Below are 17,694 nucleotides of genomic sequence, written 5' to 3' on the forward strand. Positions count from 1 at the left end.
TCCTCCTTTACCACAAGCTGTTCTGGGATACTTTGCGCGATATGCCGTTGACGATAACCAGCAGGATCAGGTTGATAATGGAGTTGAAGAACCCTACTGCCGAGGAGAAGCTGAAATTCGCCCCGATCAGACCCACCTTGTACACATACGTGGAGATGACCTCCGAAGCGCTTGTGTTGAGCGGATTCTGCATCAGGTATATTTTCTCGAAGCCCACGCCCATAATGCTGCCCAGACTCAGAATAAGCATGATAACGGTGACTGGAACGAGCGACGGGAGGTCGATGTGCCATATTTTCCGAAGCCTTGATGCGCCGTCCATCTTTGCTGCTTCATAGAGAGATGGATCAACACCAGCAAGAGCTGCGATATATATAATTGATGAATACCCCATGCCCTGCCACACACCTGACCAGACATAGATCGATTTGAAGTATTCCGGAATGCCCATGAAGTTGGTCATCGGGAAGCCGAGCAGTGTGAACAGCTTGTCTACTACGCCCACATGCGGGGAGAGCATCAGAATGATAATGGATACCATGACAACCGTTGAGATAAAATGCGGAGCGTAAGTGACCATCTGCACGGTCTTCTTGAAGTAACCCGTTCGAATCTCATTCAGCGCCAGCGCCAGCAGGATGGGAATAGGGAAACCCGCAATTAAGGAATAAAAGCTGATGCCTATCGTGTTTTTGATTAACAGCCAGAAGTTTGGAGATTGGAAGAAGGCCTCAAAGTGTTTGAATCCGACCCACGGGCTTCCCCAGATTCCTTTAACTACACTGAAGTCTTTGAAGGCGATCTGGACACCTACCATAGGAATGTACTTGAAGATCAACAGATACAACACCGGGGGCAGCACGAGCAGGTAGAGCTCCCAGTGTTTCTTGAGGCTTTTGATGAATGGATGCTGCCGCTTGGGCTCCACATGTTTCCTCTGCTGGAGTTCCATCTTGGCGGGTATGCTTTCCGTAGCTCGACTCATTTGCGTCACTCCTTCTACACCTCAAGTGTAATGATACATTACATTTACATCCCTTAAACATCCTTTTTTCTGTCCTTAGTTCCTTGTTCAACAAACATGATGTAAACATTCATATCAGGTAGCGCTTTCTTAATTTGATAGTACATCGCCCGATAAACTTTTATCAATTTGCAATTTTCTCCGACTTCTCTTTATTCCACAAACCCTTGTGTGACAAGCGATTGCGAGCCGTTTCTATTGGGAATTGTGTCCCTTATGTATGAATAAAAAAATCCCGGAGGTGGTTATATCTCCCCCGGAATTGACATGGCATTCTTACATGCAAGTTCAAAAAGTTAACGATTCAGCACCGAGAAGGTTGCGAGAACCTGAAGGAGGAGGAGCGGAGTGTAGGCAAACCTACATGAGCACCGGACTCCGAAGGTGAACGCAAGATTCGATGTCGAGTTCGCTTCGTGGTTTACTTCGTGATCAATTGGGGACTTTTTGAACAACCTCTATGCGCTTGTGACCAATCTGAACGTATGTGTGATCGGTGCTTCACTCGTTGCAGCGGATTGTGGCATATCCACAAGAAGTCCGTCTCCCGTTTGCTGATACGAAAGTACGTCATCGCTACCGACGAGTTCGATCCGCTCTACCTTTTCCAGATAAGGAATGACCAACTGTGGGTGTACGGTCTCATTCTCGTTTCGGTACAAACGGAAGGCATAAACGGTGTTGATCTCTTCCTTCTGAGTGAAGGCCCAATCTTTCGTAAAATATGGCCCGCAAATTCGGGTTCCATAGATGCCTTCTCCATGAGTACCCAACCATTCACCGAGGCCCTTGATGCCTCGAATTGCCCCTTTTGGCAGACGCCCATCGGGTTGTGGACCTACATTCAGCGCCAGGTTACCGCCCTTGGACACAACTTCGAGTAGAATATGTGCCAGCTGTCTTCCCGTTTTATACTGATCATCGAAACCGAAGGCAAAGGAGTTACCAACTGTAATACAGCTCTCCCATGGAATGTTCATCGGATGTTCCGGTATGGTCTGCTCGGGGGTAACGATATTCTCATACGGCCCACCCACGGTGCGATCTGCGGACAGAAGCCAAGGTTGTGTGGTCTGACGCGCCCGTTCCACAACTTCTCCGAGCCTGATATCCTGACCATGGCGGCCTTCGCGCACCCAGCCGGCATCCAGCCACAGACATTCGATCCGCCCGTAATTCGTCAGTAGCTCCATGATCTGCTCATGTGTGAACTCCACGAATTTCTCCCACAGCCACGGATACTTATGGGGATCATACGAGGGCCCGCGCCACATATGACGTCCACGCTCCATGCCCGGTGCCCAGTAATACGGGGTATGCCAGTCCGCTTTGGAGAAATACGCTGAGATGCCCAGTCCTTTGGCCCGAAATGCATCAAATAATGCTCGACAGATGTCCGCATACTTATGGGTATGAAAAGGCGTGTCCTTGCCCGTAATCCGGTAATCCGTCGTCTTGGTATCCCACATGCAGAAACCGTCATGGTGCTTGGTGGTGAACAGGAAGTATTTGAACCCGTTATCTGCCGCCATTTGTGCCCATTCCTCAGGCTGGAAGCGAATCGGATTGAAGGTTTTGTTCAGATCAAAATATTCCCGCTTGAAGTCTTCCATGTCATCCGTCCAGTCGATGTCATCGCGCGACCAATCGCCATCTTCGTCGCTCAGCGCCCAAGATTCCACGAGGCCAAGCTGGGAATACGGCCCCCAGTGCATCATCAGCCCCAGCTTCTGATCCTTGAACCACTCCAACCGCTCATTCAGCAGCGGGTCCTCCGGTTTGATCCACTCGTCCTCTTTGCTAAAATTGTGCACGCCGGCTTCGACAATCTGCTCTTCCTGCTCCAGTACGGTTTCTTTGGTTTCGCTCATTCTGTTTCATCTCCTCTGGATTAGATGTCATACGCTGAACACATAGGTTTACACTCGGCCACTGCGCGGTCAGAATAATCTTCCGATCGCTGTTATCCCCAGATTTTTTTGATTATTTCCCTAGAGGGGAAATCCGGGGATAAAGGCGAGCGCTTCGCTTCTTCAGATTTCTTCTGCCCTCTCCGTTATCGTGTAAATGTTTAATTCAACTAAGAAGGACATCGCAAATCCTGTCATTTTTAGTGTGACTATTAAGGGGCTTAGTAACTCTGTTATTTCGATTGCAGTGCCATCTTCAATTACCATGGAACCCCATATTCCCCTCGTTTCTATAGTGAAATCCAGGAGCAGAGAGTGTGTACTGCGTTGTTTTGGATTGGTTTTGCGTTCTCCGTTTTGGCGTAAACGCTTAGTTTAACTGTGAGGGGCACAGTAATTCTGTTATTTCGAGTGCGGTGCCCTCTCCCAGTCACTATGGAGCCCCATATTCAATCGTTTCTATAGGGAAATTCCAAGGGTAGTGAGAGTGCGATTCGTTACTTTAGATTGGTTCTGCACTCTCCGTTTTGGAGTAAACGGTAAGTCTTCTATAGGGTGTGTCTTCAACTTCAGTTCAGGGAAGATATACGATGATGGATGTCGGCGTTTAAAGCGTCTTAAAATACAGGCCAGTTTATCCTGGTGAATAGGTAAAGTTTTTTCTAAGGAACACAGGGCGTCTTATTTAGCCTTTTGGTCCTCTTTTTAAATTGTAAGGAACATCAGACACGTTATTTTCCGAAATTAGCTGGTTAAAACGCTGTAAACTGCTGTTTATTCTCATATAGCGTGTGTCAGGTTCCTTAGATTTCTACTGGAGCTTCAGCTCCTTAAATAAGACGCCTCAGATTCGTTAGCGCTTGCTCCCTACTCTGCTCCATCGGAGAGCGGGAAGGACGAATCCATACCCGCCCGGAGCGGACCTTTTCATTGAAAAGGAGCGAAGTGCTCATAACTTTTAATGCTACGGGAGTAGTAAAGTATAAAAGTAGAGCATCCCCTTAATGCAATGCCCCTTTTACAGTGTGATTTCGCGGCCTTGTCGGGCTGATTCGTAGATGGCGCAGAGCATCTTCATTACCTCGACGCCGTCTTCGACGGGGCTGAGAGTTTCTTTGCGTCCCTGCGTGCTGTCGATAAAATGGTTGATTTCATTGCGGAACGAGCCCATAAAATCGAATGATTTGAAATCCACCTGTGGAGTCATGTTCAAAATGGTGTTGAATTTCTCGCCAATGATCGAAAATTCCGGCTCCAGCTCTGCGCCGCCTTTATCGCCATATAGCTTGACCGAAGTCTCATCCGCTTTAGCATGGAGCGTGAAGCTGACATCGACGAGCAGGCTTGCGCCATTCTCGAAACGAATCAAGGCATTCGCCATATCCTCAACGGTATTCTGCTCCGCGTCATAATCGGCTGCTTTGTAGAACGATAGATTGTTAATGTTCGAGCGGTTCCCTAATCGGTTGGACACGTTAGCGGAGACGGATTTCACCTTCGGTCTGCCCATCAGATACCAGCAAATGTCGATTACATGCACCCCGATATCGATCAGCGGGCCACCTCCGGAACGGTTAATATCCGAGAACCAGCCGCCCGGATTGCCCAGACGACGCAGACTGGAGGCTTTGGCATAATAGATCTCGCCTAGTTCACCTTCGTCGATAAACTTCTTCAGAATCTGTGCATTGTCGCTATAGCGGCGAACAAAACCAACTTGCAGCAGCTTTCCGCTGCGATGAACGGCCTTCTCTACTTCGAGCGCATCCTCCACCGTTTGGCAGAGTGGTTTCTCACACAGCACGTTTTTGCCCGCGTCCAGAGCAGCAATACTAATCTCCGCATGGGAGTCGTTCCATGTACAGATGCTGACGGAATGGATCTCGGGCAGTGCGAGTAATTCCTTATAATCGGTAAACACATGAGGTGCATTATATTGCTTCGCGACTTCTGCGGCACGTTCTGCATTCAGGTCGCAGATAGCGTATATTTCAACGTCCGGGTTACTCGCGTAGGCTTGCAAATGGCAATCGGATATTGATCCGGCACCGATAACGGCGACTTTCAATTTGGACATAGTGCTGATTCCTCCATAAATAAAATAATTAACGTCCAGCAGGTAGACGTTCCGGTTGCGAATCGTTCTTCCGATCGCTCTTATCCCTAGATTTCTTCAATCCCCTTTTTGTAAAGGGGAAATCCGGTGATAAAGGCGAACTCTTCGTTTCTTCAGAATCGATTTCGCCCCCTCCACTACTTTTTCTGACTGAACTAACTTTCTGTTTGAGCCATACGTAACAAGTCATATTTCATTTAAAACAAGCACTCAGCCCTATGCCTCTTCCCATAGGCGGCGGACGTTATCCATGGCAATGCGTGAGGAGGTTTTGCAATCCTCCATGCCTTCAAATTCAACCGAGATATATCCGTCATACCCGGATTGTTTCAACACACGGAACACCTCAGGCATGTCGATATCGCCATGGCCCACAATGGCACCGCGCAGGTAATTGCCGTGCGAGGTTTGGAACCAGCCTTCACTGGGATTTCGGTAGGAAGGTCTCCAGTAGAAGTCTTTGGCGTGCACGATCGACGCGTACGGAATGTTATTTTTTACGGCACTCACCGGATCTTCATCCACACAGAGGAAATTGCCGACATCCAGTGTGGTTTTGAAGTTACTCCGCGCTGTTTCGTGTAACAAACGCTGAATTCGCTCGCTCGACTGCACATAGTACCCATGGTTCTCGACGCTTGTTGTAATTCCAAAACCCGCTGCATAATCGGCTATGCGCTGACAAGCCTCCACCAGTACCGGCAGGTCAATCTCGAACTGTGTTACGGTTCCCTCTGGTGCTGGGCGGAAAGCCACGTCATGACGCATCAGCTTCACGCCGAGCGCAGCAGCCACATCCACATGTCGCATCACATTCTGGATCTCATGCTCCAACGCTTCGGCGTCCTCCTGCACAGCAAAGTTAGCGCCGATGGCATAATTGGAAATATCGATTCCGACCTCTTTTGCCACAGCTTTAATCTCATCAATCAACTCCGGATTATCGATCAGACTGAATCCCATCGGTACAATCTCCACATGTTCCCCGCCCTGATCGGCGATCCAGCGAATGGCATCTGGTACGGTCAATTCTTTGCTATCCAATGCTTGTTGCAGACTGTAGGTGCTGAGTCCAACTTTCATTTCCCCTCATCCTCTCTTTTAGGACGTGTCTCAAAACTCACTGAAGTGCATCTTTTACCACCTTTTCGCCCCCTGCTGCGTCACTTTCCCTTGACGTGCCCCGGCACGCCTGCGGAAAATTTCCTTGCTTGGAACGAAAATTCGGCAAAATCTGCGTCCTTCGGAGTTTTCAGACACGCCCTAGTCAATGTCCATACCCAACGTATACCTTTTTCCGGCGGACACGACAATTCTCAATAATCGTTTGACTCACCTATTTTCCTTTTCTAGCCCAAATCCGGTGTATCCACGAACGTTACCGCCAGATCATCCGTCTGATGAAGCTGGAATACGATGATTTCATTCTCACCTTCATGAAGGAGCGGAGCAGGTACATACAGTGTTTTTTGCGGTCCTTTATTCCAGTAGCGACCCAGATTGAATCCGTTTACAAAAACAACCCCCTTGGTCCAGTTATCCAGTCGCAGAAAAGTATCTCTTACATCCGTGATATTAAACTCTCCTCGATAAAATGCTGGTCCCTGTACTTCATTAATTGCTTCGCTAATCACATTACTAAATTGCAAACCCGACAGATCAGTTAATGGCAGACAATGAATCGTCCAATCATATAAAAATTGAAAGCCATGTCGCACACCCTCGGTGATGCCCTTCGGATCTCTCAGGTACGGACCATAGTTGATTCGCCCCATATTTTCAACAAGGATCAATAGATCTGCGCCCTCAGGCGGCACTGCAAAGGAAACCGATAATGCCGTATTCCCCCGTTCCAGCACGCCCTGAAATTGCCCATCAACAAACACAAGCGCACGGTCACGAACCTCCTGAACCACCAGTTCCTGTCGCTCCCTGGGTCCGGATATTCGGGTCTGATAACAAATAAATCCATAATCCTGACCCAGCTTCTCCATCGTTTCCGGATTCGTACGCTGCACCGGGGCTGATATCCGGTCCAACTGCGCCAGTAATGGCGCCTGCTGGTTCAACTCCACTCGCCCATAGCCCATAGTCCCCTTCGATTCTGGCAGCACAAGCTCACCCAGATTTACCTCGCTATACCGAGCAATAAGATCACGTACGGTATGGAATTTCGCTGTCGGCTCCCCAGATTCACTGAGCAGTGAATCGTAGTCGTAACTTGTAATTGTGGGTTCGTATTGATCCTTCTGTTGACAGTTCGCCCCGTTGTAAAATGCAAAGTTTGTTCCACCGTGGAACATATAAAAGTTAACCGAAGCTCCTGCTCGAAGCATCTCTTCAAACACACCAGCCACATCTGCGGCTTCCCGGGTATGATGCGACTCACCCCAGTGGTCGAACCAGCCGTTCCAATACTCCATGCACATCAAAGGTTCATCCGCCTGATATTCACGCAGCTTGGCGAACGCTCCCTCCGTACCTGATCCAAAATTGACCGTAGCCAGATGCCCCGGCACCGATCCCGCTTGCAGCATGTGGTCTGTCGGTCCGTCCGAGGTAAATAACAACACATCCATACCGCGTTCTACCATGCCATCACGTAAATATTGCAGGTAACTCGCGTCGTTCCCGAAGCTGCCGTACTCATTTTCAATTTGTATTGCAATGATCGGTCCGCCATGGGTACTAAGAAGGGGTTTTAATTTGGGCAAAAGCACATCATAATAACGATCCACATTCGCCAGAAATTTTGCATCATTACACCGCAGACGAATTTCATCATCGGCAAGCAGCCAGGCAGGTAATCCGCCAAACTCCCACTCGGCACATATATAAGGACTTGGGCGAACAATCACATGCAGACCCACATCTCCCGCAATGCGAATAAAACGTTCCAGATCAGCCATGCCTTCAAAACAATACTGCCCCGGCTGCGGCTCATGAACATTCCATGGCACATACGTCTCCACCGTATTGAAACCGCAGGCTTTCAGCTTAAGTAACCGATCCTCCCAATAGTCGGGGACCACTCTGAAATAATGGATGGCACCCGACAAAATCCGAATGGGCTCACCATCATACATAAATTGTGAACCTTTATACGTCAGCACCGCCATTTTACAACCCTCCCCGCTCGCTCAGATATATGCCTAACCCGGACAACGTAGGGTACCATCTGGATTCATGAATGCTTAATCGCATCTTTCTCGATGTGACCTGTGGGAAACAGCAAATTCGCTTATACCCCACCACCGTCCCCGTGTAAAACGTTTCCCAACCACCATCTGCCCTCTGCGACTCCAGTGTAAAACGCTCAATCCGTTGGCCTGTCTGGATATATTCCATCAGCACCACCCGGTCAAATGATCTTTCTTCCTGCAAATCCAGCTCAATCCAAGCCTGCTCTGTTCCTTCGTGAGGACACCAATACGTATCCCGGCGTTCCGTCAGCACTTCCGATACGGCATGTTGTTCATCCATCGTCTCCGATGCTTTTACCAGCGCCTGCGAGGCGAAATTTTCCTGAAAAATGGTACGCAGCGAATCTCCCAATTCCTTTAGTCGCTCGACATCCCGTTCGTGAATGAGACCACGCGTATCCGGTGGCAGATTGAGTAAAAAGGTGGCGTTGCCCCCCACTGCGCCATGATAGACGGCGAGCAGTTCTTCCAGTGTTTTGACCTCATCATCTTCACTGGCATGATAGAACCATCCTGGGCGAATCGAGGTATTCACCTCGGCAGGGTACCAGATCAGTGGCTCACCTTGGGAACGAATGACCTCTCGGCTTCCCAAATCACTGTCCTGCGTATTGATCCTTGTGGCAAACTCACCATCATCCACCTGTTGCGATTGCTCCTGAATCTTCTCATTATCCTGCATATGCGCTGGCACAACGCTCCATTCCGATTCCCGCGTATGCCCCGCCTCATTGCCGCACCAGCGAACATCCGGGCCACATACCGAGATAACAGCTTCGGGCTGGAGCTCACGAATAAGCGCATAATATGCGTCCCAGTCATAGACCTGCCTTTTGCCATTCGGACCCTCACCACATGCACCATCGAACCATACACAGAAGATGTCGCCATAATTCGTAAGCAGCTCGCGCAACTGATGGAGGAAAAACTTGTTATACCTCTCGGAATCTCCATAAGTGGCTTCATGCCGATCCCAAGGAGACAGGTACACGCCAAACTTCAATCCACCCTCACGGCAGGCATCGGCGACTTCCTGAACCAAATCCCCCGTACCATTCCTCCACGGACTAGCCGCGACCGTATGCGCTGTAAACTGACTGGGCCACAAACAAAATCCATCATGATGCTTACATGTCAGAATCAGCCCCTTCATCCCCGCAGCCTTGCACGCCTGCACCCATTGCGTTGCGTTCAGTTCAGAAGGATTGAAAATCGCCGGGTCTTCCTCCCCAGTGCCCCATTCCTGATCCGTAAATGTATTTACCGTAAAATGAATAAACGCGTAGAACTCCATCTCCTGCCATCTCAGCTGGCGTTCGGATGGGCTGACCTGTGCTGCGGACTTAATCCATTCGGCTGGTTGCAGTTCATCATTCATGGCGTATCACTCCTTTTATTTAGCGCATCCCTATATCATTGGACCACCCTTGCTTGGACCACTACTCAGTGCACTACTGTCCATGAATGGCTGTGATGCAAGCAATAACTGCTGCTTGGCTTCTTCAACCAAATGTGGATCAATGGGATAATTAAAGCTGCCTTTGTACCTCACGCCTGATCCCATATGGATTTCCGTGATACCCGTCTGACTCACTAGCGTTTGAATTCCCTCTATTGTGACCCCCGACCCTGCCATGACAGCGATGTTCAAGGTTTGCCCCAGTTCATGAAGCTGTTTCAGTTCCAATATGGCTTCAGGCGCTGTCTGTTTCCCTCCTGATGTAAGCACACGCTCCACGTTGCCCAATGTGTTAATGGCCTTGAGCGCCTCAGTCAGACTAATGCTCACATCAATTGCACGATGAAACGTAACGCCCAAACCCTGAGCTTCGGCCATACATGATTGCAAGGATAGGAGGTCCACTTCACCATCTCCCGTGAGGGCGCCGATCACGATGCCATCGACTCCAAGTTCCCTCGCCACGCTTATATCCCGAGTCATCGCGCGGATATCATCTGTGCTATAGCGGAACGAGCGGCTATGGGGACGAATCATGACATACACCGGGATGGATACTTGGGACACCACATGCTCCATGACGCCATAACTGGGAGTAAGCCCCCCTTCGGACATCGCAGACACCAGTTCAATCCGATCTGCCCCTCCCTCTTCAGCTGCTAGGGCATCTGCCGCATCCACAGCAATGACTTCCAATACAGGCTGTCTCTTCATAAGGTTGCTCCCTTCACTTCATCGTAGATTATTCCTGAACCGTTAACCCGTATCGATACACATCTCTCGAACTGCACACGGCCTAATCCATGACATAAAGGACCGACTGAACGCTTCATCAGCGCTCCTGCGGTCCTTCTTCATCATTATTTGACGATGGTCAGCTTCCAGATTGCAATCTGCAAAGGCTGGCCGTCCTGAAACGATATATGATTTGTCGGCAATGATCTTCATGATTGGATTCTCCTTTGGGGACCGGAATGGGCTAGCAAATAGAGAGCGCAACGGACATCATATACTTTGTTTGATGAGTTTTGTTATTTTTGTTATTTATAGTGTTATTATTTATTAGCAATAGTCTAAAACGTTAGGATCAGAACGTCAATACAAAAAAAGACACCCGGAGGGTGTCTTCATGTCTTGGATAACCTTCTGGTTATCCGAGCTTTTTCTATTTTCTACGCCGAGCCTTCGTCATTCGATTAAACATAATCAGTGCAGCAATAATCATGGCTATCATGGCAATATTACTCGCCACTTCTTGTGATAATCCGAAAAGAACTCCCAGGTTAGTCACCAGGCCTCTTACAATCAGCGCCACCACAACCAGCAGGATTGGACTCAAAAAATTATAATTTCTCATTCCTCGCAACACCCCTGACCCCATTGTTCAGAACTACGAATCTCATAACACTATCATAACAGTAGCTATTCCGTGTTACAACAAAGGACACCCGCGTACAGTGTCCTTTGTCATATACCAACGTATTCTGCTTTGGATGACAGAACAACCTTTCGATTGCTCTTATCACCTGATATTTCCGATTATCTTCTACACCTGTTTGAATTCGATCCAGTCAATCTGGAGACCTGGTTTGGTGAAGTCCAGTTTCAATTCATACAGTCCTGCTTCAAGATCTACTTTGACAAGTTTCTGTCTGATCCATTTGCCTTCTGTACCATTCGTTTGGATGGTGGTCACCAACTGATCATTCAGGAGCAGGTTACATGCACTTTGAGCCAGTTCCGGCTCAGGGGACATGATCTGTACGATAATCCGGTAATGGCCGGCCTGATCCACTTTCATATAGACGGGTTCAGCTACCGCAGGTTTCACCTGTGCGTTCTCAACCAGATCCTGAGCTTGTGCAGCAGATAGGGATGCATTCGCTTGGAACGAAGCGACGTTCTCCACGATCTCGTGTTTTCTGCCGGACACTGGTGCATTCATGATGAACTTGCAGATGTTAATCGCGGAACGTTGCAGTTCTCCGCGCGTAAGTGTTCCATTTTCCAAGGATTCAATCGTGTTGTCGTCCCAGCCATTGATCTCTGCGCCGTAGTTCGGTACAACCATGTAGAGATCATTCTGCGCACGAATCATCCAGTTGGTGTATTTGCGATCAGCCTCGCCACCTTCGGTCACATCATTCATAATCGCCCACCAGTCGGTCATTACGATTCCGTCGAAATTCCATTCGCCACGCAAAATCGTGGTGTTCAGGTCGTAGTTGGATGCCGCCCAGTGTCCGTTAACCGGGTTGTAAGAAGTCATGATGGAGTTGGCTCCGCCTTCTTTTACAGCGATTTCGAACCCTTTCAGGTAAATTTCACGCAGTGCACGTTCGGAGACAACAGCATCTACTTTACTGCGGTGCTTCTCCTGGTTGTTGCAGGCAAAGTGTTTCAGTGTGGCATTGGAACCACCCTTCATGATACCTTTCGTACATGCTGCGGCAAATACACCCGAGATCAGTGGATCTTCAGAGAAGTACTCAAAGTTCCGGCCATTGAGCGGGCTCCGGCGGATATTGAGTCCAGGTCCGAGCAGGGTATCCACCTGATTTCTCAGCAATTCCTGTCCTTCCATCACATACAACTCTTCAACAAGATCCTTGTTCCATGTCGCCGCAAGCAACGTACCAATGGATACCTGTGTTGCTTTCTCGCCACTATCCATACGAATACCGGACGGGCCATCTGCCGTACATGCTACCGGAATACCGTAGTTAAACAGGCTGTCGCTGACACCACCAAATGCAGATGCCGTTCCCGAAGTAACGAGCGGACTGCTCATGCCTTCACCACGGACAATCGCCGCCAGATCCTGATCACTCAGTTGAGCGATGAAGGTTTCCAGACTCACTTTGCCAGCCTTAACGTCACTCAGCTTGTAGCCCTGATTACCCGTCTGCTCCAGCGTTTGCGGGAGATTCTGCTCAATCCGGTTCGCCATGGATATCTTACGTTTCGGTACTTCTGCATAAGTCAGTTCATAAGATCCATCTTCCTTGCGCGAACCTGGTTTCATCCGTGTAAAATCTTCAGTTGGGGCCATCGCTTCTTGCAGTTGCTCCACTAATTGAAGGGATTCAATCACATATCCATCCTGGCCATCAATGCTGATATGCTCCACTTGTTTCACACTGGTTCCTACATGCAGTCGGTATGTGCCTTCTTCCAGAACATATGCGGAAGCATGACCTGTAACACCGGCATCATCGTAAGATGCCATGGCATGAATCGGGAAGCTGATCGTCAGAATTTCTGACTCACCCGGCTGCAACAATCCTGTTTTACCAAAAGCCACCAACGCCTTCGCCGGTTGTCCCAGTTTGCCTTGTGGTGCTTCATAATAAACTTGCACAACCTCTTTGCCCGCATATGTTGTACCTGAGTTGGTCACATTTACACGAACTTCGATGTAGGTTTCGCCGTCTTTGGACACTGATTTTGCTTCTTCGTGTTGAGCCAAAAACGTCGTATAAGACAGGCCGTAACCGAATTCAAACTGAACGCGCTCAGGTCGAAACGTTTCGAAATAACGATAACCTACATAGATATCTTCCTGATACAGGTTCTTGAACTCATTGCCGTAGTTGCTTGTCGAAGGGTAATCTTCAATGGAATAAGCAATCGTATCTGTCAGTTTACCGCTTGGTGTAACGTCCCCCGCCAGCACATCGGCAATCGCATTACCACCCTCCATACCGCCATGCCAGGAGTAAATTACACCTTGGATTGGATGTAGATACGTTTCGTTTAACCAGCTCATGTCGATGATATTTGAGACATTCAACACAACGATTGTGTGTTCAAATTGCGAAGTAACTTGCTTCAACATCGCTTTCTCATCTTCTGTCAGTTGGTAACTTCCTGGCGCATCCGCATTATCCTGGTCTTCTCCTGCTGTACGTCCAATCACGATAATGGCTTTGCTGGATTTGCTTCTGGCCTGTGCAACCAGTTCATCCGTCAAAGGCATTTCTTTCTGATTCCATGGCTCGGCCGCCCATACTTTTCCGCCATCATCAAATGGATTTTCTTCAATCCACTTCTCATAGACAGCTGCCAGTTCTTCATTCACCGTTATATTCTTTTTGCTTCGCAGACCATCCAATAGATTCGTTGTGTAGGCCACATGTACACTACCGCCTGAACCCGTGCCGCTCCGATAATAATTGACTTGAATCCGTCCAAAAACTGAAACGTTTTCGTTTTCACGAAGTGGAAGCACTTGGCCTTCATTTCTGAGTAAAACGGCTCCTTCAGCGGCAACCGTACGACTAAACTCTGCAAACCCTTCCAATGGAACTCCGATTTGATGTGTGCTCAATGATTTCCCTCCTGATTGTCATCCCCATATCTACGAATCGCTATATATAAAATGAACTAACCAAGCGCACACTCATTTTATAAAAAGAGATTCTATGATCTGGTAGATTCACTTGTACATAGTCTCATATTAACAGATTCTATAGAAGAAATTAAATTAGATTTGTGCTTTTGAGAAGAAATTACCCTAACGTCAAAAGTTGCAGACACAATTACGCCGTTCCACGATGTAAGAACACGCTCATTCAATCAATTATTCGTTAAGAATACAATGATTCAAGGATAATATTTAGGGAATTATTTCCGATAAACGTATGGATAATATCTCTCATTTTGTTGAACTAAAAGGCTTTTGTGGTATACTAGTGATATCAACAAATTTGGAGCGTACTGTGCTCACCAGGGTTGCAACCCTTGGTTCCACTCCGCAGTGGACTTTAAATAAGATGCGGAATAGAGTAATTAGTTGCATAACACACGGTAATACGGAATATACTATATTTGGACCCTTAGGGTCACTGGGGAAGGCGACCCCTAGTTCCACTCCGCGGTGGACTTTAAATAAGACGCGGAACAGAGCTTTTAGTCGCCACCATATTATAATTGTGAAGGCGCTGGTTCTATCTACCTAGCGTCTTTTTTAGTTTGTAAATAGAAACTGTGAGGGAACCTATATGCTCGAAAGGATATCACATGTCCACGACTTAAACTCACTAGATGTAAAACCAAGAATAGATCAGATTAACCTAAAATTGCTCCTCGACTACTACATAAGCTATCTATTACCATATCGATTTACATACCACTTGGGAGACGGCTCCGTACTTCACTTAGATTTTAACAAAGAAAACTTTTGTCATCTTGTAGGCTTACAAAGTATTGTCAATAAAACTTTGAAGGAACGCGCAGCTTCAAAATATAAGGGCATGCCAGGTTTCAATGGTGTTATGAACGGTATAATTACGTTTGAAGATTTAAAAAAGAAAAACAAGGGTGGATTCAATAGTGTAAAAAGTAAATTAGTTAATTTCCATCTCATTCCCAAGCTACTTATGTCTTCAACACAAGTCGTTTACTACACTCAACCTGTTAATAGTATTAATTGTGCCCTATTAATATTTGATGTGTATCACAATGCTTACATCCATCTTGGAATAGATAAAATAGTGGAAGGAACATATGTAGCAAGAACGTTTCTTATCGAACCGATAACACAAAAAAATTCGGGCACTACGTTCATTGATGGTCAAAAAGGACCCATACCCATTGTTAAGACCTTAAAAATGTTAAGACCCGATACACAAGTAGCCTCTACTGCTATCAACATCTCTGAATCATCAGATAACTATTAATGGTGTCTCATCTGGAATCGATTTCAGGTACAAACTAAATAACCGTTCTCCGGTATACTACTGGAAAACGGTTATTTAGTTTGTTTTGCTACCTAGAAGGCTATAGAATTCCTTTGATATATTAAGTCGTAAGTTTCGCATACACCAGGAAGAATAACATGTCTTCGCCCATGATGACATAACCCGGAACCCGGTAGACCAGATCAACAAGGACAAATGCCACCAGTAATCCCACCATGACTGCCAGATGACGTGGCCGGAGTCGTAGATGTGCGTGTCTATAACGATGGAACACAAGTGAGGTCGACAAGAAATACAGTAGCGCTGATCCAAATACAAATCCTATCATGAACACATAGTTTAACTGATTCTGATATAACAGCTGAATGGACGCAGCGATCATACTCATAGAGATGTAGATGAACAGATGGCCGTATATGATCGCTTGCCCGGCAGTCTGAATCTCTTTGCTGACCTTTTTCTCCACGTTGTCGAAGTATTGCCACCATATCGCAATGACAAAGATGGATGTAAAGGCGGCAAACAGAATGGATTTCATATCCCAATGATCGGCTTGCAGCACCGCAATAATGCTTACCACCGATTCACCCAACAGGATGAGTGTAAAGAGCGCGAAACGTTCCAACAAGTGATGGGTCTGAACCGGTACCTTCACCAGATTTTTGCGTCCGATCAGCGGAAGCACAATGTCCACAGCAATCCCCGCATACAAAATCACGTAGCGTAACCAGGAATCGAAGAACAATGAACCTGATGAGATCAATATGCCAATAAGGAAACAGATACCCAAGTAACGAGCCGCTTGCTGCTGATGCTCGCCTTTTGACTTGTGAGCCGTCAGATACTGAATCGCCGTAAATGCCCGTGAGCCGATATATCCAATGAAGAAGGACAAGTAGTATTGGTCAAAATGGGTAGAGAGGCTTGCCGTCATGACCATAACGGACAGAAGCTGAAGGATGAGGAATATTCGATGGATCAGGATATCTTGACCATAGCGGTTAATAAACAAGGTCTGACCGACCCATGCCCACCAAACAGGGATAAAAATAAGCACAAACTTCATTAAATATTCAAACGTAATTACTCCATGTTCGGCATGTAACAAGACATGACCCGCTTTGGAGACCGCTGCTACAAAGAGCAGATCGTAAAACAGCTCCAGCCAGGTAACCTTTTTCTCCATCATCCTTCGTTGCTCCTTTGGTTTTTCTCATACTACAACGCCTGTTGCTCACTCAGTACCTAAATCGCTGACTTGGTGACGCGCCCAGAGGAAAAGCTCTGAGCGCCATCTACCTTACTTCATTGTACTGTAGCAGGTACGAGTGTTCTTACCTCGATCGGTTGCAGATTGTCCTCAATTTGAGGGCGGTATTTCTCGAACCATTCAGGCAGCATCAATTTTTGTCCAAGCGAATCAGCAGGTTCATCTTTGGCAAAGCCCGGAGGATCTGTAGCAATTTCAAACAGAATGCCGCCAGCTTCTCTGAAGTAGATTGCGTTAAAGTACTGACGATCCCGCACTGGAGTCGGTTGGTACCCGTAATCACGTACAGCTTCACTCCACTGTGCATGCTCTTCATCGTCTTTGGCGCGCCATGCAATATGGTGCACGGTACCTGCGCCACCCATACCCAGAGCCATACGGGTCACTGGAACATCTACGACATTACCGATATCCCCGCTGGACCGGAAACGAGCATACTCTTCATTTTCACTTACTCTGACAAATCCCAAAATTTTCTCAAGAGCATCCATCGTTCTTTGCGGGTTAACACTGAACAGGACAGCACCACCGAAGCCTTTGATTGCTTTATCTGTTGGAATGCCCTCGTGCGCCCAAGTGCTGGTTGCTCCCTCTTCCCGTTCAACAAGCTCAAGCCGCAGGCCTTCGCCATCTTCGAATTGAAGCAGGTCTTCATTGAAGCGACTTGTTTTGGTTACCTCAATGTTATACTGTTCCAGCCGATTCTGCCAGAAGCCAATCGATCCAGGAGGAATGACATAGGAAGTGATGCCGACCTGGCCTCCACCAATTTTCCCCCGTGGTGATCCAGCGGATGGGAAGAAGGTAATGATGGTACCTGGGCTTCCATGTTCATCGCCAAAATACAGATGATATACATCAGGTGCATCGAAGTTGATTGTTTTTTTCACCAGACGAAGTCCCAGAACTCCGGCATAAAAATCAACGTTGGCCTGTGGATCTCCTGCGAAAGCTGTAATATGGTGAATACCTGCTGTTTGAATAGTCATGATTAATTCCTCCTTGGTTTG

13 protein-coding genes are annotated in these 17,694 nt (G+C 47.5%); 1 reads left to right on the forward strand and 12 read right to left on the reverse strand.

Annotated elements, in window-relative coordinates:
* Positions 1–7 precede the first annotated feature (7 nt).
* The 10 genes from J2Z28_RS19270 to J2Z28_RS19315 form a co-directional block, all read right to left on the reverse strand.
* Entirely contained in the window at positions 8–985 is a 978-nt protein-coding gene (locus tag J2Z28_RS19270; protein WP_074093076.1) for an ABC transporter permease, read from the reverse strand.
* A gap of 497 nt (positions 986–1,482) precedes the next feature.
* A complete protein-coding gene (locus J2Z28_RS19275) occupies positions 1,483–2,895 on the reverse strand; it encodes an alpha-L-fucosidase (RefSeq protein WP_211083779.1) in 1,413 nt (470 codons plus the stop codon).
* 1,057 nt (positions 2,896–3,952) lie between these two features.
* Complete coding sequence (locus J2Z28_RS19280; RefSeq protein ID WP_211083781.1) at positions 3,953–5,011, reverse strand: Gfo/Idh/MocA family protein; 1,059 nt, start codon at positions 5,009–5,011, stop codon at positions 3,953–3,955.
* Between the two features lie 255 nt (positions 5,012–5,266).
* Positions 5,267–6,133, reverse strand: coding sequence for a sugar phosphate isomerase/epimerase family protein (locus J2Z28_RS19285; protein ID WP_211083783.1), 867 nt, complete (start codon positions 6,131–6,133; stop codon positions 5,267–5,269).
* Positions 6,134–6,399: 266 nt separating this feature from the next.
* The gene (locus tag J2Z28_RS19290) at positions 6,400–8,169 is read right to left on the reverse strand and encodes a glycoside hydrolase family 35 protein (RefSeq protein WP_211083785.1); all 1,770 of its coding nucleotides are present in this window, start codon (positions 8,167–8,169) and stop codon (positions 6,400–6,402) included.
* A 1-nt stretch (position 8,170) separates the two neighbouring features.
* Entirely contained in the window at positions 8,171–9,631 is a 1,461-nt protein-coding gene (locus tag J2Z28_RS19295; RefSeq protein WP_211083787.1) for an alpha-L-fucosidase, read from the reverse strand.
* A gap of 30 nt (positions 9,632–9,661) precedes the next feature.
* Entirely contained in the window at positions 9,662–10,426 is a 765-nt protein-coding gene (locus J2Z28_RS19300; RefSeq protein WP_211083789.1) for a copper homeostasis protein CutC, read from the reverse strand.
* Between the two features lie 42 nt (positions 10,427–10,468).
* Positions 10,469–10,660 (reverse strand): hypothetical protein, encoded by a 192-nt coding sequence (locus J2Z28_RS19305; protein ID WP_211083791.1) that lies wholly within the window; start codon positions 10,658–10,660, stop codon positions 10,469–10,471.
* 217 nt (positions 10,661–10,877) lie between these two features.
* Positions 10,878–11,069 carry a hypothetical protein gene (locus tag J2Z28_RS19310; RefSeq protein WP_017691199.1) on the reverse strand — a complete coding sequence of 64 codons (192 nt, stop codon included), beginning with the start codon at positions 11,067–11,069 and terminating at the stop codon, positions 10,878–10,880.
* Positions 11,070–11,258: 189 nt separating this feature from the next.
* Positions 11,259–14,042: a glycoside hydrolase family 3 C-terminal domain-containing protein gene (locus J2Z28_RS19315; RefSeq protein WP_211083793.1), complete on the reverse strand. Its 2,784-nt coding sequence runs from the start codon at positions 14,040–14,042 to the stop codon at positions 11,259–11,261.
* A gap of 673 nt (positions 14,043–14,715) precedes the next feature.
* Between J2Z28_RS19315 and J2Z28_RS19320 the strand changes: the two genes are divergently transcribed.
* Positions 14,716–15,393 carry a PBECR4 domain-containing protein gene (locus tag J2Z28_RS19320; RefSeq protein ID WP_211083795.1) on the forward strand — a complete coding sequence of 226 codons (678 nt, stop codon included), beginning with the start codon at positions 14,716–14,718 and terminating at the stop codon, positions 15,391–15,393.
* Between the two features lie 121 nt (positions 15,394–15,514).
* Here the strand turns inward: J2Z28_RS19320 and J2Z28_RS19325 are convergent, their stop codons facing one another.
* Positions 15,515–16,603, reverse strand: coding sequence for a low temperature requirement protein A (locus J2Z28_RS19325; protein WP_150364683.1), 1,089 nt, complete (start codon positions 16,601–16,603; stop codon positions 15,515–15,517).
* Positions 16,604–16,719: 116 nt separating this feature from the next.
* The gene (locus tag J2Z28_RS19330) at positions 16,720–17,673 is read right to left on the reverse strand and encodes a ring-cleaving dioxygenase (protein ID WP_211083797.1); all 954 of its coding nucleotides are present in this window, start codon (positions 17,671–17,673) and stop codon (positions 16,720–16,722) included.
* Positions 17,674–17,694: the final 21 nt, after the last annotated feature.

It is taken from the genome of Paenibacillus xylanexedens, from assembly GCF_017874615.1.
Lineage (GTDB): Bacteria > Bacillota > Bacilli > Paenibacillales > Paenibacillaceae > Paenibacillus > Paenibacillus xylanexedens.